Here is a 26,174-nt window from a genome sequence, read left to right as displayed (position 1 = left end):
ACCCGCCGGCGGAAGAGGGCGACCAGGAACAGCGCATCGGCAATGTCTTCTGGCTGCTCTCGCGCACGCCGCAGCTGCTGCGCGAGATCCCGCTGACCGATGGCGCCGACGGCCTGTTTTCGCTGCAGGATTTCGATGCTGCGCGCCAGCGCGCGGCCGCCGACCAGGCGCAGGGTACGGCGCAACAGGGCTGGGGTGATGCGCGCCACGACGAAGGTACAAGCCTGGTGCAGATGGAGGCGGCGCGGCAAAGCAATACGCGCGCCTTTTCCGTCGGCTTGCTGGCTGATGCGCAGTACTGCATGCAGTCGCTGCTGGCGTTCGAGCGCAGTGTCGATGCGCGTTTCGGCGCCGACGGTCCGAGTTTTCGCGCCGCGCGCGAAGCGCTGGAAAACGCCATTCATTTTATTGCGCCGCTGTCGCCCGGCGCGGACTTTGCCGGCGCGCCGCCCGCCGCTGGCCAGAGCGCCGGCGCCAGCGGGGATGTCATCGTGCAGCGCCAGCAGGCGCTGGCTCAGCTGCGCCAGGTGGCCGATTTTTTCCGCCGCACCGAGCCGCACAGCCCCGTCGCCTACCTGGCCGAGAAGGCCGCCAGTTGGGGAGAATTGCCGCTGCACTTGTGGCTGCGCGCCGTCGTCAAGGACCAGGGCACCTTGGCCCAGCTCGACGAGATGCTGGGCACGAACAGCGCCAACGGCTGATCGCTTGTGGCGCTTCCATGCTAATCTTCTGGCATGTTCAGAATGCCCATTTTGCCTGCCGCGCTATGCCTGTTCCTCGCTGTTTGCGGACAGGCAGGGGCCGCGACGCCGCTGGTGATCTATGGCGACGCCGATTATCCGCCGTACTCCTACGTCGAAAATGGCCAACTGAAAGGCATCTACACGGAGATCGTGCGCGAAGCGGCGCAATCGATGCCGCAGTATGCCGTGCAGCTGCGCCCCGTGCCCTGGAAGCGTGGGGTGCTGATGCTGCAGACGGGCGATGCCTTCGCCCTGTATCCGCCGTATTCGTGGCGCAGCGAGCGGCCGTACGTGCGCTATTCCATGCCGCTGCTGACGGAGCAGCTGGTGGTGTTGTGCAACCTGGACGTGCTGGCCAGGCGCAAGCTGCAGCAGTGGCCCGCCGATTACGCCGGCCTGCGCATCGGCGTGAACGCGGGTTTTTTGCTGGGCGATGCGACGCAGATGGCGACCTTGCGTACCGAGAAGGTCGTGCTGGACACGGCCAAGGGTACGCGCGCCAATTTGCTCAAGCTGATCCGCGGGCGCATCGACTGCTATGTCAGCGACCGTCTGTCGGCGCAGTGGGAATTGCAGCGCATCCGGCGCGCGGGGCCGGCGGGGACGCCGCTGCCGGCGATCGAGGAAACGGTGCAACTGTCCAGCCAGCAGGGTTACCTGGGCTTTACGGAGCGCCAGCCGGCCACCCATCCTTATCGCGATGATTTTATCGCGCAATTCAATGCCGCCATTGTTACGCATGCGTAACAATGGCGCGATCCGTCGCATCGTCGACCATGCATTGCTACCCTGATTCCAGCTACGGAGAAGACCATGAAAAAACTGCTGTTCCTGTGTGCGCTCGTGCTGGCCGGCTGTGTCGGCCGGCCAGAGAATATTCATCCCGTCAATCACTTCGACACGACCCGCTATCTTGGCAAGTGGTATGAGATCGCGCGCCTCGATCATTCCTTTGAACGTGGCCTGAGCCATGTGACGGCTGACTACAGCCTGCGCCAGGATGGCGGCTTGAAAGTGCTCAACCGTGGCTACAAGGACGCCGACGCGCAGTGGAAGGATGCCGAAGGCAAGGCGTATTTTGTCGACAAGAAAGACGTGGGCTATCTGAAAGTGTCGTTTTTCGGCCCATTCTATGGTTCCTACATCGTTTTTGATCTGGACCAGCAAAATTACAGCTATTCCATGATCAGCGGCCCCGACAAATCCTACTTCTGGTTATTGTCGCGCACACCAACCATGGACCCTGCCTTGCAGCAGCGCCTGATCGAGAAAGCCCGTGGGCTGGGTTTCGACACTTCAAAATTGATTTACGTGAAGCAAAACTGACGCCGTTTGCCTGCCGCCCGTTCGTGGCGGCATCGCGTCTTCTTGTTGTTGCTTTACTGCAATTTATTTCTTGCAATACCATCCTGATTCACTCACAATCTGCTCCAAAGTGGTGCGCTTCGGCGTACTGCCATTCTGGTGACGTGGCTAGCGTAGCGTCGCTGCTCGTGATTGCCGCACGGCGGATGCCTGCTATATGAATACGTAGCATTTGCTCGGTTTCGTGGCGTCTGTGCATTGTTTTTTTTCAGATAGGAATCACGCAATGAAGAACCTCAAAATCGGCGTACGTCTCGGTGGCGGCTTTGCCGCCGTCCTGCTCCTGTTGACGACCCTCACCGTGGTGGGCATCGTGCAGATGCAAAGCGCCAGCCAGGAAACCGATGCGCTAGTCAATGTCAAAGTGCGCAATGAGCGCCTGATCGCCGAGTGGACCAAGGTCATCGAAGTGAACGCGGCTCGCACTGCCGCCGCCTGGAAAGTCAGCGATCCCGAACACCAGAAGCAGTTTGAAAAGGAAATGGCGGTCTCGTCGTCGCGCGCCACGGAAATCCAGAACGCTATCGGCAAGAGTGAGCTGAACGCCGAAGAGCAGGCGCTCTTCCAGGAAGTGCTGAGTACGCGCAAGGCGTACACGGATGTGCGCAAGAATGTGTTCAAGGCCAAGAATGCGGGCGACCTGGAACTGGGCAAGCGTTTGTACGAAGGCGACATGGCCGTCAAGCGCGACATCTACCTAGCGTCGCTGAAAAAGCTGGAAGTGCTGGAAACCCGATTGCTCGATGACATGGCCGCGCAAATCCGTTCACGCTACGAAAGCGGTCGCTTGCTGCTGATCTCGCTGGGCGTGGCCGCCATCCTGCTGGGCATCGCCTGCGCCTACTGGATCACGCGCTCGATCACGCGTCCCATCACGCGCGCCGTGGAGGTAGCGGAAGCCGTTTCCGCTGGCGACCTGACCAGCCATATCGTGGTGGAAAGCCGCGATGAAACGGGGCAATTGATGCATGCGCTGAAAAACATGAACGATAAATTGGTCAGTATCGTCGGTCAGGTGCGCGTCGGCACCGATTCCATCAGCACGGCATCGAGCGAAATCGCCGCCGGCAACCTGGACTTGTCGTCGCGTACGGAAGAGCAGGCCAGCTCGCTGGAAGAAACGGCGTCTTCCATGGAAGAATTGACCTCCACCGTGAAACTCAATGCCGACAATGCCCGCAGCGCCAACCAACTGGCCATCGATGCCTCGCACATTGCCAGCAAGGGCGGCGTGGTGGTGTCGGAAGTGGTCAGCACCATGGGCTCGATCAACGATTCCTCGCGCAAGATCGTCGACATCATCAGCGTCATCGACGCCATCGCCTTCCAGACGAATATCCTGGCCTTGAACGCGGCCGTGGAAGCGGCCAGGGCCGGTGAACAGGGCCGTGGTTTTGCCGTGGTGGCTTCCGAGGTACGCAACCTGGCGCAGCGATCGAGCGCGGCGGCCAAGGAAATCAAGGGCTTGATCGACGATTCTGTGCAAAAGGTCGAGGCCGGTTCGCAACTGGTGGACAAGGCGGGCCGCACCATGGATGAGATCGTGCAAAGCATCAGCCATGTGACGCAGATCATGAACCAGATCACCGACGCCAGCGACGAACAGCGCGCCGGCATCGAGCAAGTCAACCAGGCCATCGGCCAGATGGACCAGGTGACGCAGCAAAATGCAGCCCTGGTGGAAGAAGCGGCCGCAGCGGCCGAATCCATGCAGGAGCAGGCTGCCAAGCTGGCCGACGTGGTGGGCTTGTTCAAGCTCGATGCAACGCAGCAATATGTTGCCGCCAGTGCTGCCCCGTCTGTGAAGACGTCTGCGCCAGTTGCCACGCGACCTGCCATGCGGCCCACCATGCGACGCGCGCCGGCGCCAGCCGTGACCGCGTCCACGCCGGGCAAGGCGGCGCAAGCGGAAGCTGTGCGCACGCGCGCGCCGACGACGCCGGTGGCATCTGGCGCCGACGAATGGGAAGAGTTTTAAGCGTAGATTCCCCTTGGCATGGCACGGGCGCTACAATCGCGGCTTGAAGATAGCCGTGAACGCGCTCCGCCATGACCACCCACCGTACCTCCAGCAGTAGCCCGAGTCGTATCTCCAGCCCAACGTCTGCATCCTCCTCCCTGGCGGAACCCGCCAAACGCGCGCGCTGCCCACGCTGCCTGCGTGCCGTATCCAGCTGCATCTGCCATTGGGTTACCCCCGTTCCCCACGCGCTGGAAGTGCTGATCCTGCAGCATCCGCTGGAAGTCCAGAATGCCAAGGGCAGTGCCCGCTTGCTGCACCTGAGCCTGCCCAACAGCCGCCTGCTGACGGGCGAGCAGTTTGCCCCGGATACCCTCACCGCATTGCTGGCCCACAAGCACAATGTGTTGCTGTACCCGGATACGCCCGGCGACCGTTCGCTGGGCATCGCGCCGCCGCCGGCGCTTGACCCCGCCATCTTGCTCGACCCGGCACGACTACGGCTGGTGGTGCTGGACGCCACCTGGCGCAAGAGCCGCAAGATGTTGTATCTGAATCCCCCCTTGCAGCAGTTGCCGCGCCTGCCACTGCGCGCTACGCCCGCTTCCCACTACCTGATTCGCAAGGCACACGCGCCAGACCAGTTATCGACTCTGGAAGCGACCTGCTATGCCTTGATGCAGTTGGAGCAGGACGCATCGCGTTTCGTTACCCTGATCACGGCATTTGACGGTTTTGTCGCGCAGCAGTTGAGTTATGTCATGGCGCATGCTGAAAAAGCGTGAAACGGCATCATGGTAACCCTTGATCTTGGCTGCACAGCGGCATAGTATACTGTATGTATATACAGTTAATGGGGCCGTTCATGAAAGCAATCATTCCAGGGCACGATGACAGCTATGCCGGGCAAGCCATGTTGCCGCCGCAATCGCTGAAAGCCCACAAGGGGCGCGGCGCCGTCTCGAACCTGCAAGGGCGCTACGAGGCGCATGCGCGCGCCGGTTTCGATGATGGCTGGAGTGTGGGTGGCCTGGATGAGGCAGCTGGCGAGACGAAGGTTCCGGGCTGGACGACGCAGGTCAGCGACGAGCAGGCGCGCACCATCCTCACGCGCAACGCCTCGCCCGATTTGCCGTTCAATGTTTCGCTTAACCCGTACCGGGGCTGCGAACATGGCTGCATTTATTGCTTTGCCCGCCCCACGCACAGTTATCTGGGCCTGTCGCCTGGCCTCGACTTCGAAAGCCGCATCTATGCCAAGGTGAATGCCCCCGAACTGTTGCGGCGCGAATTGGCCAAGCCGTCGTATGTGCCCGAACCGATCGCCCTGGGCGTCAATACCGATGCGTACCAGCCGTGCGAACGCGAACGGCAACTGACGCGGCGCGTGCTGGAGGTGCTGCATGAGTGCGACCACCCCGTGGCGCTGATCACGAAATCGTCGCTGATCGAACGCGATATCGACATATTGGCCCCCATGGCGGCCCGTCGCCTGGCAGCGGTGGCCGTCACTGTCACCACGCTGGACCCGGCCATCGCGCGCACCCTGGAACCGCGCGCAGCCGCGCCGGCGCGGCGCTTGCGCACCATCCGCACACTGACGGAGGCGGGTATCCCCGTGGGCGTGAGCATCGCGCCCATCATTCCCTTTGTGACGGAGCCGGAAATCGAGCAACTGCTGGAAGCCGTACGCGACGCCGGTGCCATCCACGCCCATTACGTGGTACTGCGCCTGCCGTGGGAAGTGAGTCCATTGTTCCAGCAATGGCTGGAAGCGCACTTCCCTGAACGGGCCCAGCGCGTGATGAACCGGGTGCGCGAAATGCGCGGCGGCAAGGATTACGATAGCGCGTTCGGCGCGCGCATGCGGGGCGAAGGCGTGTGGGCCGACCTCATCGGGCAACGCTTTGAAAAGGCTGTGCACCGGCTGGGGCTGCATGGCAAGGGTGGCCGCTTCAAGCAGCTCGATAGCACGCAGTTCCGCCGCCCGCTGGTGGTGCCGCCGTTGGGAAACAAGGCCAAAGGAGGCAATGCGGGGCAGCTCGATTTGTTTTAGAACATGCAGCGCGGATACTGAGGGAAGGGACGGTGATCAAGACAGCCCCCGCTTCCGGCAGAGGCCAGGAGGCGAGGGCTGCCTTGCGGGATTAGTTTTTCAGTGGCAGATGGCAAAGGTGCCATTCACGCCTTGCCAGTGAATCGCGCCGCGCCGGGCGCAGCAGGCGCTGCAATTGTGGGCCGTCGGTCCGCCTATCGGTCCGTGCGTATCGAAGCACTGCCCCTGGCCGGTGTTGGTTGGTCCGCAGGCGGACGGCTGCATGCCGCTGGCCTGCGGGCCACTGGCTAGTGCGTTGATAGGGCCACGCGCGCTGCGCGAAACAGGCGGGCTTTGTAGTGGGAGTCGCATTGCTGTCCTTCCTCAATCGGGGTTGATGCCGGCGGACTGAACGGGCGACAAGAAACTCATCGCCCGCAGGCATGCCGGGTTTAGCCGGAATGGCTCGATCCTGCTGGCTTGATCAGCAAACGGTGGCGGCGCAAGCTGCCAGGCAGATTTGCTGTGCGCTGCCGCTCAAGGCGCTGCAACCCATTTGGCACAGGGTGCAGGCAATGCCGGAAGGGGCGACGCCCTGGCTGATGGCGGAGATGCCGGGGCTGCGTTGAACGGCTTTGGCTTGCAATGGCAGATTGTTCATTTTAAAGCTCCTTGTGATGGCGCCGCTGCGGGCAACGACAATGGATGTGTGTACCGAGGGTACGGTGCTGATCGTTTCCCGCCAACGACCGTTTGCTGAAGCGCGTGCGCGCATCGCTGCGCCCACGTGCTCCGACAATTCATTGGGCCTTGCAGTTAGCGCTGCGACCAGTAGCGCACGGGCCCGACGCTGACCGGTATCACATCGCTGACGTCGACGGCGAAGCGTGCGACCGTGTTGGCTATCTGCAGATTTTCCGGGTTGAAGAAGGTCATGATGATGTCGTAGCATTCGGAGCCAGGGCGGCACACGGGGCTCTGTTGCACGACGATGGTATCGAGCTGCATGCCGATGGTCTTGATCAGCATTTCAGCAGCCTGCATGGCATTCGTGGCCGAGAAGTTGAGCGCGCGGTCCATGCCTGTGACGCCCAGGTTGCGGAAGTCGTAATAGATGCGGTTCAGGAAGTTTTCCAGGCGCGCTCCCGTGTTGTCGCTGTTCAGTTCCTGGTTGTCTTGCACCGCCAGCAGGCTGCTGATCAGTTCCGGGACATTCCAGCTGAACATGCCCCGTATGGCTGGCTGAATCACGGGCACGATCTGGCCGGACATCAGCCTGGCGGCGCCCGAGATTACGCCGGGAAACGAATTCATGACGACCTTGCCATCGATTGTGCCAACCAGGGCCTCGAACAGCAGTTCATAGGTCAGGTCGGCATACGGACCGACGGGCACGATCGCGTAAATCGGTGTGGCGTCCAGATTGACGGTCCAGGTCAGTGATTGCCGGAAATATGGCTTTGCGCGCAGAAATTCGATCAATTGCTGCGGATCGTCCGGGTTGTTCCTGCCCAATGGCATGGCCTGGACAAATGAATCGTGGCGCGCTTCGCTGCCGAAGTCGATGCCCAGGTTGCCCAGTGCATACACCAGCGTCGGGCCCTTGGCAGTAACGCCGCCGCAGCCGCAATCGGAGGCATCGATGCCGGAGGCGGCGATGCCTTGCCGCGTTACGCCGGCAGTGGCCGCCAGAGTGGACAGGGAGGGAGTTTCCAGCATGGGAATGCTGGGTGGGTGCGCCAGCGCGGAAGTGTCGGCATTGGCTGGGCTCACTTCAATCACAGTATCGTCTGACATTTCAATTTTCCCTTTTAATAATATAAGTTGAGTGGCGCCCGGCACATTCAATGTCCCAGTCAGGAGGCGGCGACAGTCCAGCTCGCCATTGGTGTTGCAACGCGTTGCGCTTTGCAGCAATGCGCTGCAAACTCCACGAGGGTCAGGACGATCCCCATGTTGGTGTTGTCGGCACAGCAGCAAGGCTGCGATGGCCGAGACGATCGGGGTGGCAAAGCTGGTGCCGCTGTTGACGCGCACGCTCCCTGCTGGCCCGGCGCCGACGATGTCGGTGCCGGGCGCCATGATGCCGCGCGTGCGATAGGCCTCGCCCCAGTTGCTATTGGGCATGGGGGCGCCTTGCCGGTCCAGGGCACCGACCACCAGGGTGTATTTGATGGAGGCGGGGATGTGCAGGCAATCGCAGCCGTCATTACCCGCCGCCGCGACCAGCAGCACGTTGCGTTCATGGCACAGTTGTATGGCTTTTTGCAGCAGGCCGTCGGCGGCGCCGCTGTCGGACAGTTCACCGCCGCTGACATTGATGATGTGCGCGCCATGCTCGACGGCCTGGGTGATGGCGCGGGCCAGGTCTAGTTGCGTGCATTGCGTCAATGTGCCATCGGCGCGGTCGGCAAAGATGGGCAGGATCAAGCCCCGGCAATGGGGCGCCAGGCCCGTGACGGGGCTGCCCGGCTGGCCAAAGATTATGCTGGTGACATGGGTGCCGTGCAGCGATGCCCTGCCGTTGCCGCTCGAACCAGTGGCGAGGGTGTCAATCAATTCCAGCTTGGCGCCGGCAAAACAGGGATGGCTGGTATCGACGGGACCGTCCAGCACGGCGATGCAGATATCGGCACAGCCGGTATTGCCTTCTTGCAAGGCAGCCATGCCGGGCAGCAAGCCGTGATTGGCCATGCTGTCGTGGGTGGTGGATATTTCCAAAGTCGTCGACACGGCGGGGCTCCTTGCTGGGTCCTGGAGGGCGGGCGCCACACCGTTTGAGGTGCACCGACTGCCTGCTGCGGCGCCTGCTGCTCGGGCACCGATAGCATGATCTTTAGCAAAGGCTGTGCCAGAACGCCAAGTGTTTGATTTCTAAGGGATGGGGCTGATTCACGTTTACGTGACGCAACAATGTTGGCTGATATCGTCCACCATCTTTGGCCGGGATGGACGAAAACGGCAGGCAGGAAAGGGCGGGATGGAGCGCCCGCGCCACGGCTTGGCATGGTCGCGGGCGCGAGCGGTGAATCAGCTATGCTTGCTGTAGCAGGCGCGGCTGGGTCGCAGGCGCATGCGGGCGAGGGAAACAAGGAAGCTGAAGCCTGCCTGGTTCGGATCGATCACCGGCACATAGGTATGCAGCGCGTCTTCCAGCAGCGCGGTGACGCGCGCGGCGACGCCAACAAAGCCTGTGCAGCCGAGCAAGATGGACTGGGCACCGTCTTTCTGTATCGCCAGCATGGCAGCCTGGAAGGTTTGCTCGATCACCTTGTCCAGGTTGCCGAGGTCGCCGACCGGACAGTCGATGGAGCGGATGGAGGCGAAGCTGTCCTGCAATCCATAGGCCTGCATGTGGCCCTGCTGCATGGCGAGCGTGCTTGGCAGTATTGTCATGATCGACAGTCGCTGGCTGAGTGCCAGCGCGGTAAAGGCGGCGGGCGGGAAGCCTCCAAGGATGGGGATGTCGATCACTTCGCGCGCCGCCTCCACGCCGCACATGTCGAAGTCGCTGAGCCAGATGCCGTCATAGCCTTCGCGTTCGATGTCCCTGGCCAGTTGTACCACCGGATAGCCGTTTTGCAGCCAGTCGACGCGGTATTCGATGCAGTCGTTCCCGGTCGAAATATTGCGCACGGACACCTCGACATCGGGCGGCATCACGGGCTGGACGGCGTCGAGCAGACGCTGGTTGTAGGCGGCGGTAGCCACTGGCGCCACGATGCAGATGCGCAGCGACTTCATACGGCGCTCCCTGTCGCTGCGCTGGCGTTGCCGGCGAGCGGCACATAGGGTCCCAGGTAGCCGATGGTGTTGATCAGTTGCATGAAGCTGTCCAGTATCAGGCCGCCCCGTTCACGCAGGACCGGATTGGCGTCCAGGCCCAGCAGCGTCACCTTGCGTTGCAGGAGAGCGGGGTTGAGCGTGCCATCAGGCAGCAGCAAGTCGCCATTCGAATACACGGCCTGGCCATCGCCTTCGACAAAGTAACTGATGCCGTCGGGCGCCATGCAGATGGGGCTGCTTCGGCTGCTGTCCCATGCCAGCAGCGATTCGTTCTGGTACAGGACCGTGCATAGCCGGTCGCCTGCGCGGATAGTGATTTTTCCCAGGTCGAAGCCATTGCGCGATTCGACTTCGGCTGCGACGAATGTGCCCTGCGCAAACAGCGGCAAGGCGCGCATGTCGAATTGTCGCGCCAGATAACTGACCAGTTCGTCAGCGCTGCGCAGGCGGCCAGCCTGCAGTTCGCGGCCTAGGCGCAGCGCACGTCCCAGGGTGCCGCGCACAGGCAGTGCCCGCTCCAGTTGCGCTGGCGCCATGATCCACATGGCCAGTCCGCCGAATTGCTTGAAATCGGCCTGGGAGACGATGGGGCGCATCATCTGGTCGATGATCGTTGCCACGTCCTGCTGATGGGAATGGGCGCCGTTCTGGCCCTGGCTGGGCTGGACGTCGAGTTCGACGCGCAGTCCCGCTTGGCTGACGAGGAAGGCCGGGCGCGGACTGATCTGCGCGGCCGCATACGTCAGTTGGGGCAGCGAGGGAACGGCGCGGCCGGCGCCGTCGGCGTCGATCACGGCCAGCCCCAGGTGGGCGGCGACCAGGCAGGCGACGAGAAACCCCAGCGCTCCGCTCTCTGGCGGTGCCAGGTAGGACAGCGTGCGTTTTTCCAGCGCCAGGCGTTCCCTGACCGCGATCACGGCATCGACAGGCCCCTGCGGATAGTGGGCGCCATTGATCGCCACGGGCGAACCGAGGTAAGCGACCATGACCGTATCGCCATGCGTGGCTTCGTCGACGCTGACCACGCGTACCTGGGCATCTGGATAATAATCGCCGGCGTGGAACTGGGCCAGCAGGCTGCGCGCGGACGTGAGCGTGCCGCCGCCACCGCTGCCGAAGAAGCAAGCTCCCAGCAGTAGCGATTCAAGGTCATCGTGGTTCAGCAGATAGCTCATGTTGCGGGTCCTCAGGTTGGCATGGCATGGAAATGGCCTGCGCCAGACTGGCCTGCAACTGCAGCGCCTGGGCAAACCGGGGGAAAGCCGTGTCAGGCTCCACGCTGCGCAAGGCGCGCGTGAGGTGCTGTAGCGCTTCGGGCCAGCGTCCGCGCTGCTGCAGCAGCAGCGCCAGGCGGGTCGCTACCAGCAGGCTGCCGGCCGCCGCGCCCAGCGCCTTGGCCGTCGACAGCGCACTGCCCAGCTCGCGTTCCGCGTTGTCCAGGTCGTCCACCGCGATCCATGTGCGGGCGTGCATGTCGAGCAGTTCGACCAGATAGGCCCGTTCGCCATGTTCCAGCGCCAGTTCGATGGCGCCGTGCAGCAACTGCCGGGCTTGCAAAGGCTGGCCTGCCGACAGCAGCATTTCGCCACGTTTCCAGGCCTGGAATGAATGGAAGAGCATGCCACCTTCGCACAGCATGTAGTGCTGATAGCCGTCGGCGATGCGCTGTTCGGTCTGCGCATGGGCGTTGCCCGGCGCCAAGGCGCAGGCATGGAATATCTGGCCCACCCCCAGGTAGAATTGATAGCCATATTCGCTGGCGACGGTCTGCAGCTCAGCTGCCAGGTCTGCCAGTCTGGCCCAGTCTTCGAACATGCAGGCCAGCCAAGCGGCGCCCTGCAGCGCGATGGCGCGATGGAATGGGTGCGGGTTGTCGGCGGCGCCGCGCAAGCCCAGTTGCTCCATCACCAGGCGCGCGCGCCGGAAGGCGCCGCTCTGGAAGCAGGACAGGCCTTCGAAGGTGGCGGACAGCGCGGCGATATCCAGGCCCTGTCCCCCGGTTTCGGCCGAGGCCGCGCCGCACAGCAGGTGTCCGCGCGCCAGGCAGGCCAGGGTCTCGCGGTAATCGCCGAGCCAGAACAGCGTGTTGGCCAGGGCCAGGTGGGCCTGGGACAGCAAGTCCGTGTCGCCTATCGCCTGCGCCCGCTGCAGCATGTCCTGCGCCGTTGCCCGGGCCGCCACCAGGTCCAGCGCCATCAGCTGCGTGGTCCAGATGCCGAAGCGCAGGGCGGTGATTTCTACCTCGTCGCCGAGTGCCGCTGCCTCTTGCAATGCCTGTTGATAGCAGGCGAGCGCTTCGGCACTTTGCCATCCGCTGATGCCACGGTGCGAGATGGCCAGCCAGCGGTGAAGGTCGCAGCTCAGCCGGCGCGCGGTGCAGGGGTGCGCGTCGGCCGCCAGCAGTGTGAGGCCGCGCCGCAACACTTCGATGGCTTCCTTGAAGCGCGCCGCCTCGATCAGTGCGCGCCCCTCTAGCAGGCAGACGCGGGCGAAATTACTGCGCTCTTCGTCGCCATGCCGCCGGCGTTCGATGACCTTGCGGTTGACGCCCAGGTGGCGGGCGGCGATCGTCTTGTTGCCATCGGCAATGCGCATCGCATACTCGATCAACAATTGTTCCGCAGCAGCCAGCTTGTCATCGCCTTCCAGCTGCATCAGGGCTTCTGCCAGCAGCGTGTGGTCGGCGACCTCGGGCTGCCCCGCCGACAGGAAGGCTTCCAGGCTGTGTGCATCGATCAGCGGGGATTCGGCCAGTATCGACAGCCGCTCAATCAGATTGCGCAGTTCGCGGATATGCCCTGGCCAGGGATGCCGGCACAGCCGCTCCATGGCGGTGGCGGTGAAACGGATGGGCCGCTTCTGCAGGCTGGCAAAGTGTGCGGCGAGTGCGGCGACGTCGCTGCGGCGCTGGTCCAGGCCCGGTACGTCGAGTTTCAACACCGCCAGCCGGTAGTACAGGTCTGCGCGGAAACGGCCCGCTTGCACCATCGCTGCCAGGTCGCAGTGGGTGGCGGCCACGATGCGCCCGTTGAACGGCTGGGTGTCGCCGCCGCCCAGCGGCCGGAAACGGCGCGATTCGAGCACGCGCAGCAGCTTGCTCTGTACCGTCAACGGCAGTTCGCCTATTTCATCGAGAAACAGCGTGCCTTGCCCCGCCTGGGCGAAAAAGCCGTCGCGGCTGTTGAGCGCTCCCGTAAACGCCCCTTTGGTATGGCCGAAGAGTTCCGCATCGATCAAGTGTTCCGGCAGGGCGCCGCAATTGAGATCGACAAACGGCGCAGCGGGGTCGCCGCTGCGTCGGTGCACGAGCTGGGCGATAATTTCCTTGCCGGAACCGGTGGGGCCGTTGATGAGCACCGTGCAGCGGGTCGGTGCCACCGCTTCGACCATGCGCAGCAGGCGCTGGAAAACCGCGGAGCTGCCTATGATGTTCAGCCCGCTCGCTACGCTACCGCAATGTATGAGGGCATGCACCGGGGCAATGGCGGTCGCCCCGGGAAGTACGTCATGCGGCTGCCTGCCATACTGTTGCGGCATAGTCCTGTCGGACATGGTCGTCTCGCTCCGATGAGTTCGCTCCGATCGTGCAGGGCCGTCAGTTTTCTGCCCCGCTGCCTGCTGACGCGTACCCTTGCTTCACTTATGCATACAGGAATCGCGCGTTCAGATTATGGTCGCTTCTGAAACGGCGATAGTCGCCAATTGTCACACTAAAGAGATATTTATCGCTTGCATATTGCAAGCCTGCGGCCCGCAGCCGGGTGCATGGTTGAGGCAGGCGCTCGCTCGCCGTAGCTCACTGCGCTGCAGGCGGGGTATCTTTCAATTGGGCCAGATGTTGCTCGATCGCAAAGACATGCGGGTCGCTCTTGCCCAGTTCGCGCAGGGCGCTGGCCAGGTGCAGCAGGTACTCGCTGTTCGGGCCGCTGGGGCCGTTTGAACGGGCGATCTGGCGCGCGATGTCGAGCTCCGGGGCGGCGCCGAGGAAGGCGGCGTTTTCTTCGTTGGCGATGTACACCAGGCCTTCGACTTTGCCACCGTCCTCGAAAGTGATGTCGGTGGCCAGGCGCAAATAGCCATTTTTTTCGCGGTGATCGAGGTGGGCGAAGACTTCGGGCGTGATCAGATAGGCCATGCCGTCGCACACGGCGCCCGCCTGCGGCACGATGGTGGCGACCCGGCCCGGCGCCATGGGCGTGCCCCGGTGGTCGTGCGAGCCTTGCCAGAAGCGCCGCGTCCAGCCTGCGATGCTGGCGGGGCGCCGTTCAAGATAGGGGAAGTCCGCCTTGTAGATCAGCGAGCCGTAGCCGAACAGCCAGACCTGTGCATGGCCGTCGAATTTGTTCATGCGCCGGTTGAGGGCGATGGTGGCGGCGTCGATGGCAGACAGGTCGTTCTGGTCAGGCTTGGTCATGGCGTTAGCGGCAAGGGGCGATACGCCATTATAGAGCGCTGCCAGCCGTGCTGCCCACCGGCAGGGTGTCGCGTGCGCCCTTGTTTCCACCGACGTTCCACTCGTGCGTTTCGACGAACTGGAACAGGAATGCCATGAAGCTTTCTGCTGCCGGCGACAGTGAACGCCCCGTCTTCGTGTAGACGAAGAAGCGCCGCGTCAGTTCCGGCTCATGCAGGGCGCGCATCTGTAACTGGTACAGCTTGACCATCGGTTCCGCATACGGCAGGCAGACCGTGATGCCCAGGTTGGCGCTGACCATGGCTAGCGCCGTCGTCATGAACGTCACTTCGTTATAGGGGTTGAGCGACAGCTCGCGAAACGCGCCGTGCATGTCGCGCAGCAGGCGTTCCGTGAACTGCCCCTGCAGCGAGATAAAGGGATAGTCGCCCACGTCGGCCCAGGTGACCCTTTCCTTTTGCTGTAGCGGATGCTGTTCGGGGAAGACCAGCACGAAGGGCATTTCGAACAGCGCTTGCGCGGCGATTTCCGCCGTCGGGTCGCGTTCGGGACCGATGCCGAAATCGACTTCGCCGCTGAAGACGCGTGCCGATACATTCTCCACGGGGCAGTCGACCAGGCGCAGTTGCACGTCAGGATGCGCCTGGCGGTAGGCGGCGATCACTTCCGGCAGCAGGGTGCAGGCCATCATCTGCGGCGCGGCGATGCGCACCATGCCCGTTTTCAGCGCCTTGCGCTGGGCGATGCCGGCCATGGCGCCATCGAGATCCTCGATCATTTTTTCAAACAGCGGATACAGTTCGCGGCCGATTTCCGACAGCTGCGTCTTGCGCGTGCTGCGCTCGACCACGCGCACGCCCAGCACGCTTTCCAGTTCCTTGATCAAGCCGCTCAAGGCCGACTGTGTCACGTGCAGGTATTCGGCGGCCAGGGTAAAACTGCCGGTCTTGGCCAGTGCCACGAAGGCGCGCATCTGCCGCAGGCTTGGACTCATAAGATAATCCGATAAATCAATGGTTAAAAATTGTTTGTATGATAGCTGTAACTCGATTCTAATGGTGAAAAGCTGAAAAACAGGCCAGCCATCGCGCCCCGGGCGCCATCCATTGGAGACAAGCACCATGAAGATCAAGCAAATCCACCACGTCGCCTACCGCTGCATCGACGCGAAGAAAACCGTCGAGTGGTACGTCCAGCATTTGAACATGAATTTCGTCCTCGCCATCGCCGAAGACCTGGTGCCGTCGACCAAGGCGCCGGACCCGTATATGCACGTCTTCCTCGACGCAGGCCAGGGCAATGTGCTGGCCTTTTTTGAACTGCCGACGCAGCCGCCGATGGACCGCGACCGCAATACCCCGGCCTGGGTGCAGCACCTGGCGCTGGAAGTGGGCAGCATGGAAGAACTGCTGGCCGCCAAGGAGCGCCTGGTGGCCGCCGGCATCGAGGTGCTGGGGCCCGTCAACCACGCCATCTTCCAGTCGATTTATTTCTTCGATCCGAACGGTCACCGGCTGGAACTGGCGGCCAATGTGGGCACGCCCGAAATGATGGCCAAACTGGACGCCGTCAAATGGGAAATGCTGGAAGAATGGTCGCAGACGCGCCGCGCACCGAAGCACGCTGCCTGGATGCACGCGCCGGCCGACGCGTGAGCGCCGCAGATTGAATACGACAGACTGACACCATCTGAACATTACGCCACACAAGGAAGACCATGAAATTCGCAACCCTGAAGAACGGCAGCCGCGACGGCGCCCTGATCCTCGTCAGCCGTGACTTGCGCCAGTACCAGCGCGTGGCCGCCATCGCCCCCACCCTGCAGGCGGCGCTCGACAACTGGGACGCCGTCGCGCCAAAGCTGGAACAGGCCTACGCCGACCTGAATGCGGGCCAGGCGCCGGACGCGCAGCCGTTTGATGCGGCATTGTGCCACTCGCCGCTGCCGCGCGCCTACCAGTGGGCCGACGGTTCCGCCTACATCAACCACGTCGAGCTGGTGCGCAAGGCGCGCAACGCAGAAGTGCCGGCCTCGTTCTACACGGACCCGCTGATGTACCAGGGCGGTTCCGACAGCTTTATCGGTCCGCGCGACCCCATCTTTGCCTTGTCGGAAGAGTGGGGCATCGACCTGGAAGCGGAAGTGGCGGTGATTACGGGCGACGTGGCCATGGGCGCCAGCGCGGAGGACGCGGCAAAAGCGATTCGCCTGCTCATGCTGGTCAATGATGTCTCGCTGCGCAACCTGATTCCGGGCGAGCTGGCCAAGGGCTTCGGTTTCTTCCAGTCGAAGGCGGCCAGCGCGTTTTCGCCCGTCGCCGTCACGCCCGATGAACTTGAAGGTCACTGGGCCGACAGCAAGCTGCATCTGCCGCTGCTGGTGGACCTGAACGACCAGCCCTTCGGCAAGCCGAATGCGGGCGAAGACATGACCTTCAACTTTGCGCAACTCGTCGCCCATGCTGCCAGGACGCGCGAACTGGCCGCCGGCAGCATCGTCGGCTCCGGTACCGTGTCGAACAAGCAGGGCAATCTGTTTGGCTCGAGCATCGAGAACGGCGGCGTGGGTTACTGCTGCCTGGCCGAAGTGCGCATGTACGAAACCATCGAACACGGCGCGCCGAAGACGGCGTACCTGAAGTTCGGCGACACGGTGCGCATCGAGATGCGCGACGCGGCGGGTGCCAGCATCTTCGGCAGCATCGAACAGACCGTGGCCCTGTACGCTGGCGCAACACGCGCCTGAGGGGAGGCCGCTCCATGAAGCTGTACACCTATTTTCGCAGTTCGGCCGCCTACCGCGTGCGCATTGCCCTCAATTTGAAGGGCATCGCTTACGACAGCATCCCCGTGCATTTGCTGCAGGACGGCGGACAGCAGCTGCTGCCCGCCTATCGCGCCGTAAATCCGTCGGCGCTGGTGCCGGCGCTCGATGACGACGGCGCCATCCTGACGCAGTCGCTGGCGATGCTCGAATACCTGGACGAGACGCGCCCTGGCGTGCCGCTGCTTCCGCCGGACGCGCTGGGGCGTGCCCGCGTGCGCGCGTGCGCGCTGGCGATCGCCTGCGACGCGCATCCTCTGACGAATTTGCGCGTCTTGAAGTACCTGAAAAACACACTGGGGCTGTCGGACGAGGCCAAGCAGGAGTGGTACCGCCACTGGATGGCCGAGGGACTGGCGGCCGTGGAGGCGCTGCTGGCGCAGGGTGACCCTGCTGCTACGCGCCTGTACTGCCATGGCGACAGCCCGACGCTGGCCGATTGCTGCCTGGTGCCGCAGGTATTCAATGCGCAGCGCTTCGCCATCGACCTGGCGCCCTATCCGCGCGTGACGCGCATCCACGCGCATTGCGCCGGCTTGCCGGCGTTTGCCGCCGCGCATCCGTCGCAACAGCCTGACGCCGAATAGCCTGCATGCGGCGGAAGGCAGGATAACCCGTCTGGCAACAGGCGGTTTTTTATGCGTGCTTGATTTTGGGCAGCCAATGCGAGCTTGCAGGTAGGCTACAATTTGCGTTTGCCCAACTACTTCAGGCCACATGACCGTAACAACCGTTCCTGCCAGCATCACCGATGCCCTGTCCCTGGCGCATGCTTCCTGGCATCCCATATTGCTGCGCGGCTTGCAGGCCGTGATGGCGGCCGATCCCGCCTACCTGCCGGCGCTGGCCGCCGATGATTACCTGCCGACGCAGGGCCGGCTGTTTGCCGCCTTTGCCCTGCCGCTGGCGCAGGTGCGTTACTTGCTGGTGGGCGAGGGACCGTATCCGCGCGCCGAGAGCGCCACGGGCGTATGCTTCATGGATGGCGCAGTCGGCAGCTTATGGTCGGCGACGGGCCTGTCGAAGCCCGTCAACCGCGCCACCTCCTTGCGCAACTTCATGAAGATGCTGCTGGTGGCCGATGGTCAGTTGCAGGGCGGCGACACCTCGGGCGTGGCCATGGCGCCCGTGGCGGCGGCCGCGCAAATGCCGGGTAGCGGCGTGATCCAGACCTTGCCCGACTTGCAAGGCAAGATGACGGCGCAGGGTTTCTTGCTGCTCAACGCGGCGCTGGTGTTCCGTTCCCACGTGCCGCCCGTGCAGGATGCGCGCGGCTGGCTGCCTTTCCTGCAGGTGGTGCTGGAAGCGCTGGCGCAGCAGGGCGGGGGCGCCTTGCCGCAACTGGTGCTGTGGGGCAAGATTGCCGAGCTCATCAAGCGCCTGCCGGTGGCGGCATTCTTGCCGCAGGTGACGGCGGAACATCCGTATAATCTGTCCTTTATCGGCAATCGTGACATGCAGGCCTTGTTTGGCCCGATGCAACTATTGCGTGCTTGAGCTTGAATCATCGCCTGTCTGGCGGAAGTGCGGGGAATATGCAAATCAGTAACGTGGAAGAATTGAAGGCGTGGATCGCAGCGGGCGGCGTGCCCGATTATCTGTATTTCTGGGGCCACACGCCGGCGCAGCCTCAGGTGCCTGACAAAAGCTGCTTCAGCCAGTGGTTTCCATCACCGTTCAGCCTTGCTGGCGTGACCTACGCGACCGCCGAACATTACATGATGGCGCAAAAGGCAGCCCTGTTTGGCGACACGGGCGTGCAGGCGCGCATCGTGGCGGCCGAGCGCCCGTCGGAAGTGAAAAAACTCGGACGTGAAGTGGCGAACTTCGACGCCAGGGTCTGGGAAGCGGCGCGTGCCGGCATCGTCTTCGACGGCAATTTTGCCAAGTTCTCGCAAAAGGCGGCGTTGCGCAAGTTTTTGCTGGGCACGGGCGAGCGCGTCATCGTCGAAGCCAGTCCCGTCGACCGCATCTGGGGCGTGGGCCTGGCGTCGGACAATCCGCGCATCGGCGATCCGGCGCGCTGGGACGGCTTGAACCTGCTGGGATTTGAACTGATGAAAGTGCGGACGGCCTTACGGGGCTGAGAACGCCTGCGATTTTCCGCCTGTTGCATTCCTGATACCGCCGCGCCTGGCGCGGCCGGCCATGCCCCTGCCAGCCTTGTGGTCATCGCGGGGCGCTCTGACAAACCCCGCCGAATTTGTTATACTTGACTAAATCATTCAACTACTCAGGGTTTGAGAAGTTGAAAAACCGCAATATTTTAAACCAGTTATTGAACAGTTGAGCCGAGGATGTATGCGTCTGACTACAAAAGGCCGTTTTGCCGTGACAGCGATGATCGATCTTGCCCTGCGCCAGGGCAAGGGGCCGGTCACCTTGTCCGGCATCAGTCAGCGCCAGTCGATTTCCCTGTCCTACCTGGAACAGTTGTTCGGCAAGTTGCGCCGGCATGAGATCGTTGAATCGATTCGTGGCCCAGGCGGCGGCTACAGTCTGGCGCGCCGTGCCGACAAGGTGACGGTGGCCGACATCATCATCGCCGTCGACGAACCGCTCGATGCCACGCAGTGCGGCGGCAAGGAGCATTGCCACGGCGCCGACGCGGCCACGGGCGCGCGCTGCATGACGCATGAATTGTGGTCCACACTCAACGAAAAAATGGTCGATTATCTGGATTCTGTGTCCTTGCAGGACCTGGTCGACCAGCAGAGACAAAAGATGGCCGAGCAAAGCGTGATGGTGATGCACCGTAACCACGCCGCCCTCGGTTGAACATTACAAAATACCCAGTTGCTGATTGCAGGAGTTATTGATGAACGCCCCAGAAAAAAACGTAGGCCAAGTGCACTTTGAAACCGCACCGCATTTCCCGATCTACATGGATTACTCGGCCACCACGCCGATCGATCCACGCGTCGCCGACAAGATGATTCCTTACCTGCGCGAGCAGTTCGGCAATCCGGCATCGCGCAGCCACATGTACGGCTGGACGGCGGAAAAAGCCGTGGAAGAGGCACGCGGCTACGTGGCCGCTCTGGTGAACGCCGATCCGCGCGAAATCATCTGGACTTCCGGCGCGACGGAAAGCAACAACCTGGCCATCAAGGGCGCGGCGCAGTTCTACAAGACCAAGGGCAAGCACATCATCACCGTCAAGACCGAGCATAAATCGGTGCTCGACACGGTGCGCGAACTGGAACGCGTCGGCTTCGAAGCGACGTATCTGGAACCGCAGGACAACGGCCTGATCACTGTCGAGCAACTGGCCGCAGCCGTGCGCCCGGACACCATCCTCGTGTCGGTGATGCTGGTGAACAACGAAATCGGCGTGATCCAGCCGATCGACGAGATTGGCGCCTTCTGCCGCTCGAAAGGCATCATCTTCCATTGCGACGCTGCGCAAGCGACGGGCAAGGTCGTCATCGACCTGCAAAAGACCAAGGTCGATCTGATGACCTTCACGGCGCACAAGACCTACGGCCCGAAAGGCGTGGGCGCCCTGTACGTCTGCCGCAAGCCGCGCGTGCGCCTGGAAGCGCAGATGCACGGTGGCGGCCATGAGCGCGGCCTGCGCTCGGGCACCCTGCCTACGCACCAGATCGTCGGCATGGGCGAAAGCTTCCGCATTGCCAAGGAAGAAATGGACAGCGAAATCGGCCGCATCAAGGCTTTGCGCGACCGCCTGGCCAAGGGCTTGCAAGAGATCGAAGAAGTCTACATCAACGGCGACATGGACCACCGCGTGCCGCACAACCTGAACGTCAGCTTCAACTACGTCGAAGGCGAGTCGCTGATCATGGCAATCAAGGATATCGCCGTGTCGTCCGGTTCGGCCTGCACCTCGGCCAGCCTGGAGCCATCGTATGTGTTGCGCGCCCTGGGCCGCAGCGACGAACTGGCGCACAGCTCGATCCGCTTCACCATCGGCCGTTTCTCGACCGAAGAAGACATCGACTTCGCCGTGAACCTGCTGAAATCGAAAGTACACAAGCTGCGCGAACTGTCGCCGCTGTGGGATATGTTTAAAGATGGTATTGACATCAATTCCATCCAATGGGCTGCCCACTAACCAACACCTGGCCTCTGCCAATGGGGCCGGCAAGAATATTAAAGGAGCATCAAAATGGCTTACTCGGACAAAGTACTCGATCACTACGAAAACCCGCGCAACGTGGGCGCTTTCGACAAGGGTGATGAAACCATCGGCACCGGCATGGTGGGCGCGCCCGCCTGCGGCGACGTGATGAAACTGCAGATCAAGGTTGGCGCCGATGGCCTGATCGAAGATGCGAAGTTCAAGACCTACGGCTGCGGTTCGGCCATCGCTTCGAGCTCGCTGGTGACCGAATGGGTTAAAGGTAAAACGCTGGACCAGGCACTGGCCATCAAGAACACGCAGATCGCCGAAGAACTGGCCCTGCCGCCAGTGAAAATCCACTGCTCCATCCTGGCGGAAGACGCGATCAAGGCTGCCGTCCTTGATTATAAAACCCGTCATCCGGCTGCTGCCTAAGTTTGCATTCTGCCCCGTGCCGCAAGGCCTGGGGCAGGAGCGGAGAAATACATGATCACACTGACCGAAAAAGCGGCGAAACACATCAACCGTTATATCGAACGGCGCGGCAAGGGCATGGGCTTGCGCTTTGGCGTACGCACCACGGGTTGCTCGGGCCTGGCCTACAAGCTCGAATATGTCGATGAAGTGGCGGCCGAAGACAGCGTTTTTGAGTCGCACGGCGTGAAAGTTTTCGTCGACCCGAAAAGCCTGCCTTACATCGATGGCACGGAACTCGATTTCGCGCGCGAAGGCTTGAACGAAGGCTTCAAGTTCCACAATCCGAACGAAAAAGACGCCTGCGGCTGCGGCGAGTCCTTCAGGATTTAAACAGCTGGCAAGACCCCGGTCGGTGCGCTGTACCCATCGATTGCGGTACAGCGACCACTGACCATTATGCAAAACCACTTCGAATTATTCCAGTTGCCGGCACAGTTCGGGCTCGACATGAGCGCGCTCGACGCGGCCTACCGCGACGTGCAGGGCAAGGTCCATCCGGACCGTTTCATCAACGCCAGCAGCGCTGAAAAGCGCGTGGCGATGCAATGGGCCACGCGCGCCAATGAAGCCTACCAGACCCTGAAAAGCCCGCAAAAGCGCGCGCAATACCTGTGCGAGCTCAATGGCGTCGATCTGCAGACGGAGTCGAACACGGCCATGCCCGTCAGCTTCCTGATGCAGCAGATGGAATGGCGCGAAGAACTGGGCGACGCGCGCGCAGGCAAGGATGCCGACGCGCTCGACGCCCTGGACCGCCAGTTGCGCGGCGAACGCAAGGCCTTGCTGGCCCAGGTGGCCGCCCAGCTCGACGCGGGCGATTATGTCAATGCCGCGCAAAGCGTGCGCGCCCTGATGTTCCTCGACAAATTCGGCGAGGAAGTGCGTTTTGCATACGAAGCCATGGAAGCCTGACCGGGCTATCGCCTGACCCGCGTGCCAAGCGCCGGTCTGGCGCGCGTCTTATAATGCGCGACAGGCATCAGCAGCGACAGGCACCAGCAGCATTACGCTAAAAATTAATCGAGGCACGAATACAATGGCACTTCTGCAAATTTCCGAACCAGGCATGTCGACCGCGCCGCACCAGCACCGCCTGGCCGTCGGCATCGATCTGGGCACCACCAATTCGCTGGTCGCCACCGTGCGCAACAGCATCCCCGAGGTGCTCAACGACGAGGACGGGCGCTCCTTGCTGCCCTCCGTCGTACGCTACCTGCCGAACGGCCATGCGAACATCGGCTACAAGGCCCTGTCCGCGCAAACCACTGATCCGAAGAACACCATCGTTTCCGTGAAGCGCTTCATGGGGCGCGGCCTGGCCGACATCGCCTATGCGGAAAACCTGCCCTACGACTTCCAGGATACGCCTGGCATGGTGCAGCTGAAAACCGTGGCCGGCGTGAAAAGCCCCGTCGAAGTGTCGGCGCAAATCCTCGCCACCCTGCGCCAGCGCGCGGAAGATTCGCTGGGCGACGACCTGGTGGGCGCCGTGATCACCGTGCCCGCCTACTTTGACGACGCACAGCGCCAGGCCACGAAGGATGCGGCACAACTGGCCGGCATCAATGTGCTGCGCCTCTTGAGCGAGCCGACCGCCGCCGCCATCGCGTATGGCCTCGACAACGCCTCCGAAGGCGTGTACGCCGTGTATGACCTCGGTGGCGGCACCTTCGACATTTCGATCCTGAAACTGAGCAAGGGCGTATTTGAAGTGCTGTCCACGGGCGGCGACTCGGCCCTGGGCGGCGACGATTTCGACCGCCGCCTGTTCTGCTGGATCAGCGAACACGCCAAGCTGGCGCCCCTGTCGGACGAAGACACGGCCATACTGATGGTGAAAGCGCGCGAGATCAAGGAAACGCTGTCGACCAAGTCGGAAACGATGATCGATGCGGCCCTGAACTCCGGCGAAGAGATCCACCTGCGCATCACGGCGGCGGAATTTGCCGCCATGACGCAGCACCTGGTGGCCAAGACCATGAACGCCATCAAGAAAGCCTTGCGCGACGCGAACGTGGATGCGGACGACGTCGACGGCGTAGTGATGGTGGGCGGCGCCACGCGCATGCCGCACGTGCAGCGCGCCGTCAGCGAATTCTTCCACACGACGCCGCACGCCAATATCGATCCCGACAAGGTGGTGGCGCTGGGCGCGGCCATCCAGGCAAACTTGCTGGCCGGCAACCGCGCCGCCGGCGACGACTGGCTGCTGCTGGACGTGATCCCGCTGTCCCTGGGCATCGAGACCATGGGCGGCCTGGTGGAAAAGATCATCCCGCGCAATTCGACGATACCGTGCGCGCGTGCGCAGGAATTCACGACCTTCAAGGATGGCCAGACGGCGCTGGCCGTGCACGTGCTGCAGGGCGAGCGCGAACTGGTGAGCGACTGCCGTTCGCTGGCGCGCTTTGAACTGCGCGGCATTCCGCCGATGGTGGCGGGCGCCGCGCGCATCCGCATCACGTATCAGGTCGATGCGGATGGCTTGCTGTCCGTCTCGGCGCGCGAGCTGCGCTCGGGCGTGGAAGCGTCGATCAGCGTCAAACCGGCCTACGGCCTGGGCGATGACGATATCGCGCGCATGCTGCAAGAGTCGTACACCTCGGCCGACGTCGACATGGTGGCGCGCGCGCTGCGCGAAGAGCAGGTGGAAGCGGAACGCATCCTGCTGGCCACGCAGTCGGCCCTCGATGAAGACGGCGGCTTGCTCGATGACGCGGAACGCGTGCTGGTAGATGGCTTGATGAACAAGGTGCGCGAGGCCATCGCGCAATCGCAAAGCGGCGCCATCGACCACCAGGCATTGAAGCTGGCGATCGAGCTGCTCGCCGACGGCACCGAGGATTTTGCCTCGCGCCGCATGGACCGCAGCGTGCGCACTGCCCTGAAGGGCAAATCGCTCGACCAGGTCGTTTAAAGATAACTGAAATGCGCGCCGTGTGCCATTGCTGCGGCAGCGCTCCGAATCATTGAAATTGTAGAGGTAATATGCCCCAAATCGTCATTCTGCCGCACGCCAAGCTTTGCCCGGACGGCGCCGTCATCGAAGCCCCTGCCGGCAAGTCCATCTGCGACATCCTGCTGGAAAACGACATCGATATCGAGCACGCCTGCGAAAAATCGTGCGCTTGCACCACTTGCCACGTGCTGGTGCGTGAAGGCATCGAATCGCTGAATGAAGCGACGGAACTGGAAGAAGACATGCTGGACAAGGCCTGGGGCCTGGAAGCCGTGTCGCGCCTGTCGTGCCAGTCCATCGTGGCTGAGGCCGACCTTGTCGTCGAAATTCCTAAATACACGATCAACCAGGTCAGCGAAGGCAGTCACTAACATGAAATGGTCCGATATCAACGCGATTGCCGAAGCTTTGTTCGACACGCATCCGGACATCGATCCCCTGACCGTGCGTTTCACCGACCTGCATAACTGGGTGGTGGCACTGGACGGCTTCGACGATGACCACATGCGCGGCGGCGAAAAAGTGCTCGAAGCGATACAGATGGCGTGGATCGATGAAGCGCGCTAAGGGCGCGGCAGCCGCCGCCACCGCAGTCGCTGCGCCGAAAGACGTCATCACGGCCGCCAGCAACATGCCCGAGATCAAGGATGGCCAGTCGGTCGCCTTGCTGCAGGAATTGCACATCCTGACGCGCGACGGCAAGATGAACCAGGACAGCCGCCGCAAGCTGAAACAGGTATATCACCTGACGCAGTTCATCGAGCCGCTGCTGCGCGAAGTGCAGCTTGACCACCCCGGCGTGTCGCTGGTCGACCATGGCGCCGGCAAGTCGTATCTGGGGTTCATCCTGTACGACCTGTTCTTCAAGAACGGCAACGACGGTTCGCACATCTACGGTATCGAGACGCGCGAAGAGCTGGTGCAGCGCTCGCAAGAACTGGCCAAGAAGTTCAAGTTCCCCGGTATGTCGTTTTTACCGCTGTCGGTGGCCGAATCGACGCAGTCAAACTTGCTGCCGCAGCAGATCGACATCGTCACCGCCTTGCATGCGTGCAATACGGCCACCGATGACGCCATCCATTTCGCCTTGAAGAAAAAGGCGAAATTCATGGTGCTGGTGCCGTGTTGCCAGGCCGAAGTCGCTTCCGTCTTGAAGAAGAACAAGGGCAAGAGCCTGGGCACGAATGTCTTGACGGAATTGTGGCGCCACCCGCTGCACACGCGCGAGTTCGGCAGCCAAATCACCAACGTGCTGCGCTGTCTGCAACTGGAAGCGCATGGCTACCAGGTCAGCGTGACCGAGCTGGTGGGCTGGGAGCATTCGATGAAGAATGAACTGATCATCGCCAGTTATAAAAACTTGCCGCGCCAGCGTCCGACCGAGCGCCTGCAGGAAGTGTTGCAAACCCTGGGCCTGGAAGAGATGGGCCAGCGTTTCTTTGCCGAAGAGCTGGCCAAGGCCAGCGCGTAAGCATACGTTGTCGCACACGAGGGGAGGAGCGGGTCGGTTACAATACCGGCTTTCTC

27 protein-coding genes are annotated in these 26,174 nt (G+C 62.4%); 20 read left to right on the top strand and 7 right to left on the bottom strand.

The window, feature by feature from the left end; genetic code table 11:
• The 6 genes from K0F85_RS02390 to K0F85_RS02365 all read left to right on the top strand — a co-directional run.
• A partial coding sequence (locus K0F85_RS02390; RefSeq protein WP_257572464.1) for a type VI secretion system protein TssA occupies positions 1-701 on the top strand: 701 nt, incomplete at its 5' end.
• A 42-nt stretch (positions 702-743) separates the two neighbouring features.
• Positions 744-1,490, top strand: coding sequence for an ABC transporter substrate-binding protein (locus tag K0F85_RS02385; protein ID WP_219114373.1), 747 nt, complete (start codon positions 744-746; stop codon positions 1,488-1,490).
• Positions 1,491-1,556: 66 nt separating this feature from the next.
• Positions 1,557-2,069 (top strand): lipocalin family protein, encoded by a 513-nt coding sequence (locus tag K0F85_RS02380; RefSeq protein WP_219114372.1) that lies wholly within the window; start codon positions 1,557-1,559, stop codon positions 2,067-2,069.
• Positions 2,070-2,334: 265 nt separating this feature from the next.
• Positions 2,335-4,086 (top strand): methyl-accepting chemotaxis protein, encoded by a 1,752-nt coding sequence (locus tag K0F85_RS02375; protein ID WP_219114371.1) that lies wholly within the window; start codon positions 2,335-2,337, stop codon positions 4,084-4,086.
• A 140-nt stretch (positions 4,087-4,226) separates the two neighbouring features.
• The gene (locus K0F85_RS02370; protein WP_306982628.1) at positions 4,227-4,853 is read left to right on the top strand and encodes a tRNA-uridine aminocarboxypropyltransferase; all 627 of its coding nucleotides are present in this window, start codon (positions 4,227-4,229) and stop codon (positions 4,851-4,853) included.
• 80 nt (positions 4,854-4,933) lie between these two features.
• The gene (locus K0F85_RS02365; RefSeq protein ID WP_374198631.1) at positions 4,934-6,124 is read left to right on the top strand and encodes a PA0069 family radical SAM protein; all 1,191 of its coding nucleotides are present in this window, start codon (positions 4,934-4,936) and stop codon (positions 6,122-6,124) included.
• A 463-nt stretch (positions 6,125-6,587) separates the two neighbouring features.
• Here the strand turns inward: K0F85_RS02365 and K0F85_RS02360 are convergent, their stop codons facing one another.
• The 7 genes from K0F85_RS02360 to K0F85_RS02330 all read right to left on the bottom strand — a co-directional run bounded on the left by K0F85_RS02360 (position 6,588) and on the right by K0F85_RS02330 (position 15,297).
• Positions 6,588-6,764, bottom strand: coding sequence for a hypothetical protein (locus K0F85_RS02360; RefSeq protein WP_219114369.1), 177 nt, complete (start codon positions 6,762-6,764; stop codon positions 6,588-6,590).
• Between the two features lie 155 nt (positions 6,765-6,919).
• Entirely contained in the window at positions 6,920-8,836 is a 1,917-nt protein-coding gene (locus tag K0F85_RS02355) for a PatA/PatG family cyanobactin maturation protease (protein ID WP_219114368.1), read from the bottom strand.
• A 297-nt stretch (positions 8,837-9,133) separates the two neighbouring features.
• Positions 9,134-9,847 carry an aspartate/glutamate racemase family protein gene (locus K0F85_RS02350; protein ID WP_219114367.1) on the bottom strand — a complete coding sequence of 238 codons (714 nt, stop codon included), beginning with the start codon at positions 9,845-9,847 and terminating at the stop codon, positions 9,134-9,136.
• Positions 9,844-11,064: a DUF917 domain-containing protein gene (locus K0F85_RS02345; RefSeq protein ID WP_219114366.1), complete on the bottom strand. Its 1,221-nt coding sequence runs from the start codon at positions 11,062-11,064 to the stop codon at positions 9,844-9,846. The genes K0F85_RS02350 and K0F85_RS02345 overlap by 4 nt, the downstream gene beginning before the upstream one ends.
• A complete protein-coding gene (locus K0F85_RS02340) occupies positions 11,039-13,441 on the bottom strand; it encodes a sigma-54 dependent transcriptional regulator (protein WP_257572463.1) in 2,403 nt (800 codons plus the stop codon). Before K0F85_RS02340 ends, K0F85_RS02345 begins: the two co-directional genes overlap by 26 nt.
• Before the next feature lie 244 nt (positions 13,442-13,685).
• A complete protein-coding gene (locus K0F85_RS02335; RefSeq protein WP_219114498.1) occupies positions 13,686-14,270 on the bottom strand; it encodes a gamma-glutamylcyclotransferase in 585 nt (194 codons plus the stop codon).
• Positions 14,271-14,331: 61 nt separating this feature from the next.
• A complete protein-coding gene (locus K0F85_RS02330) occupies positions 14,332-15,297 on the bottom strand; it encodes a LysR family transcriptional regulator (RefSeq protein ID WP_219114365.1) in 966 nt (321 codons plus the stop codon).
• A gap of 127 nt (positions 15,298-15,424) precedes the next feature.
• Here K0F85_RS02330 and K0F85_RS02325 point away from each other — a divergent pair, with 127 nt between their 5' ends.
• The 14 genes from K0F85_RS02325 (at position 15,425) to K0F85_RS02260 (ending at position 26,118) form a co-directional block, all read left to right on the top strand.
• Positions 15,425-15,958, top strand: a complete 534-nt coding sequence (locus K0F85_RS02325) for a VOC family protein (RefSeq protein ID WP_219114364.1) — start codon at positions 15,425-15,427, stop codon at positions 15,956-15,958.
• Between the two features lie 62 nt (positions 15,959-16,020).
• A complete protein-coding gene (locus K0F85_RS02320; RefSeq protein ID WP_219114363.1) occupies positions 16,021-17,049 on the top strand; it encodes a fumarylacetoacetate hydrolase family protein in 1,029 nt (342 codons plus the stop codon).
• A 14-nt stretch (positions 17,050-17,063) separates the two neighbouring features.
• Positions 17,064-17,714, top strand: coding sequence for a maleylacetoacetate isomerase (gene maiA / locus K0F85_RS02315; protein ID WP_219114362.1), 651 nt, complete (start codon positions 17,064-17,066; stop codon positions 17,712-17,714).
• Positions 17,715-17,844: 130 nt separating this feature from the next.
• Entirely contained in the window at positions 17,845-18,624 is a 780-nt protein-coding gene (locus K0F85_RS02310) for a uracil-DNA glycosylase (protein WP_219114361.1), read from the top strand.
• Positions 18,625-18,662: 38 nt separating this feature from the next.
• On the top strand, positions 18,663-19,214 hold the full coding sequence (locus K0F85_RS02305) for an NADAR family protein (protein WP_219114360.1): 552 nt from the start codon (positions 18,663-18,665) through the stop codon (positions 19,212-19,214).
• A gap of 214 nt (positions 19,215-19,428) precedes the next feature.
• Positions 19,429-19,905, top strand: coding sequence for a Fe-S cluster assembly transcriptional regulator IscR (gene iscR, locus K0F85_RS02300; protein WP_219114359.1), 477 nt, complete (start codon positions 19,429-19,431; stop codon positions 19,903-19,905).
• Positions 19,906-19,945: 40 nt separating this feature from the next.
• Complete coding sequence (locus K0F85_RS02295) at positions 19,946-21,202, top strand: IscS subfamily cysteine desulfurase (RefSeq protein ID WP_219114358.1); 1,257 nt, start codon at positions 19,946-19,948, stop codon at positions 21,200-21,202.
• A 54-nt stretch (positions 21,203-21,256) separates the two neighbouring features.
• On the top strand, positions 21,257-21,646 hold the full coding sequence (iscU, locus tag K0F85_RS02290; RefSeq protein ID WP_102122353.1) for a Fe-S cluster assembly scaffold IscU: 390 nt from the start codon (positions 21,257-21,259) through the stop codon (positions 21,644-21,646).
• A 51-nt stretch (positions 21,647-21,697) separates the two neighbouring features.
• A complete protein-coding gene (iscA, locus tag K0F85_RS02285) occupies positions 21,698-22,018 on the top strand; it encodes an iron-sulfur cluster assembly protein IscA (protein ID WP_010399774.1) in 321 nt (106 codons plus the stop codon).
• A 66-nt stretch (positions 22,019-22,084) separates the two neighbouring features.
• On the top strand, positions 22,085-22,600 hold the full coding sequence (hscB, locus tag K0F85_RS02280; RefSeq protein ID WP_219114357.1) for a Fe-S protein assembly co-chaperone HscB: 516 nt from the start codon (positions 22,085-22,087) through the stop codon (positions 22,598-22,600).
• 124 nt (positions 22,601-22,724) lie between these two features.
• A complete protein-coding gene (hscA, locus tag K0F85_RS02275) occupies positions 22,725-24,605 on the top strand; it encodes a Fe-S protein assembly chaperone HscA (protein ID WP_219114356.1) in 1,881 nt (626 codons plus the stop codon).
• A gap of 71 nt (positions 24,606-24,676) precedes the next feature.
• Positions 24,677-25,018: an ISC system 2Fe-2S type ferredoxin gene (gene fdx, locus K0F85_RS02270; RefSeq protein WP_034750070.1), complete on the top strand. Its 342-nt coding sequence runs from the start codon at positions 24,677-24,679 to the stop codon at positions 25,016-25,018.
• Between the two features lies 1 nt (position 25,019).
• Positions 25,020-25,214 carry a Fe-S cluster assembly protein IscX gene (iscX, locus tag K0F85_RS02265; RefSeq protein WP_219114355.1) on the top strand — a complete coding sequence of 65 codons (195 nt, stop codon included), beginning with the start codon at positions 25,020-25,022 and terminating at the stop codon, positions 25,212-25,214.
• Positions 25,201-26,118 (top strand): SAM-dependent methyltransferase, encoded by a 918-nt coding sequence (locus K0F85_RS02260; RefSeq protein ID WP_219114354.1) that lies wholly within the window; start codon positions 25,201-25,203, stop codon positions 26,116-26,118. Before iscX ends, K0F85_RS02260 begins: the two co-directional genes overlap by 14 nt.
• The last annotated feature ends 56 nt before the right edge of the window (positions 26,119-26,174 follow it).

The organism is Janthinobacterium sp. UMAB-56 (assembly GCF_900095265.1).
GTDB lineage: Bacteria > Pseudomonadota > Gammaproteobacteria > Burkholderiales > Burkholderiaceae_D > Janthinobacterium.
Note: the sequence above shows the minus strand (reverse complement) of the source record. Positions and strands in the feature narration are given on the sequence as shown.

Excerpts from the sequence above, each read along its gene's own strand:
- K0F85_RS02385 (WP_219114373.1), top strand. The coding sequence starts at position 744 with ATGCCCATTTTGCCTGCCGCGCTATGCCTGTTCCTCGCTGTTTGCGGA.
- K0F85_RS02380 (WP_219114372.1), top strand. The coding sequence starts at position 1,557 with ATGAAAAAACTGCTGTTCCTGTGTGCGCTCGTGCTGGCCGGCTGTGTC.
- K0F85_RS02375 (WP_219114371.1), top strand. The coding sequence starts at position 2,335 with ATGAAGAACCTCAAAATCGGCGTACGTCTCGGTGGCGGCTTTGCCGCC.
- K0F85_RS02365 (WP_374198631.1), top strand. The coding sequence starts at position 4,934 with ATGAAAGCAATCATTCCAGGGCACGATGACAGCTATGCCGGGCAAGCC.
- K0F85_RS02360 (WP_219114369.1), bottom strand. The coding sequence starts at position 6,764 with ATGAACAATCTGCCATTGCAAGCCAAAGCCGTTCAACGCAGCCCCGGC.
- K0F85_RS02350 (WP_219114367.1), bottom strand. The coding sequence starts at position 9,847 with ATGAAGTCGCTGCGCATCTGCATCGTGGCGCCAGTGGCTACCGCCGCC.
- K0F85_RS02345 (WP_219114366.1), bottom strand. The coding sequence starts at position 11,064 with ATGAGCTATCTGCTGAACCACGATGACCTTGAATCGCTACTGCTGGGA.
- K0F85_RS02340 (WP_257572463.1), bottom strand. The coding sequence starts at position 13,441 with ATGTCCGACAGGACTATGCCGCAACAGTATGGCAGGCAGCCGCATGAC.
- K0F85_RS02330 (WP_219114365.1), bottom strand. The coding sequence starts at position 15,297 with ATGAGTCCAAGCCTGCGGCAGATGCGCGCCTTCGTGGCACTGGCCAAG.
- K0F85_RS02325 (WP_219114364.1), top strand. The coding sequence starts at position 15,425 with ATGAAGATCAAGCAAATCCACCACGTCGCCTACCGCTGCATCGACGCG.
- K0F85_RS02320 (WP_219114363.1), top strand. The coding sequence starts at position 16,021 with ATGAAATTCGCAACCCTGAAGAACGGCAGCCGCGACGGCGCCCTGATC.
- maiA (WP_219114362.1), top strand. The coding sequence starts at position 17,064 with ATGAAGCTGTACACCTATTTTCGCAGTTCGGCCGCCTACCGCGTGCGC.
- K0F85_RS02310 (WP_219114361.1), top strand. The coding sequence starts at position 17,845 with ATGACCGTAACAACCGTTCCTGCCAGCATCACCGATGCCCTGTCCCTG.
- K0F85_RS02305 (WP_219114360.1), top strand. The coding sequence starts at position 18,663 with ATGCAAATCAGTAACGTGGAAGAATTGAAGGCGTGGATCGCAGCGGGC.
- iscR (WP_219114359.1), top strand. The coding sequence starts at position 19,429 with ATGCGTCTGACTACAAAAGGCCGTTTTGCCGTGACAGCGATGATCGAT.
- K0F85_RS02295 (WP_219114358.1), top strand. The coding sequence starts at position 19,946 with ATGAACGCCCCAGAAAAAAACGTAGGCCAAGTGCACTTTGAAACCGCA.
- iscU (WP_102122353.1), top strand. The coding sequence starts at position 21,257 with ATGGCTTACTCGGACAAAGTACTCGATCACTACGAAAACCCGCGCAAC.
- iscA (WP_010399774.1), top strand. The coding sequence starts at position 21,698 with ATGATCACACTGACCGAAAAAGCGGCGAAACACATCAACCGTTATATC.
- hscB (WP_219114357.1), top strand. The coding sequence starts at position 22,085 with ATGCAAAACCACTTCGAATTATTCCAGTTGCCGGCACAGTTCGGGCTC.
- hscA (WP_219114356.1), top strand. The coding sequence starts at position 22,725 with ATGGCACTTCTGCAAATTTCCGAACCAGGCATGTCGACCGCGCCGCAC.
- fdx (WP_034750070.1), top strand. The coding sequence starts at position 24,677 with ATGCCCCAAATCGTCATTCTGCCGCACGCCAAGCTTTGCCCGGACGGC.
- iscX (WP_219114355.1), top strand. The coding sequence starts at position 25,020 with ATGAAATGGTCCGATATCAACGCGATTGCCGAAGCTTTGTTCGACACG.
- K0F85_RS02260 (WP_219114354.1), top strand. The coding sequence starts at position 25,201 with ATGAAGCGCGCTAAGGGCGCGGCAGCCGCCGCCACCGCAGTCGCTGCG.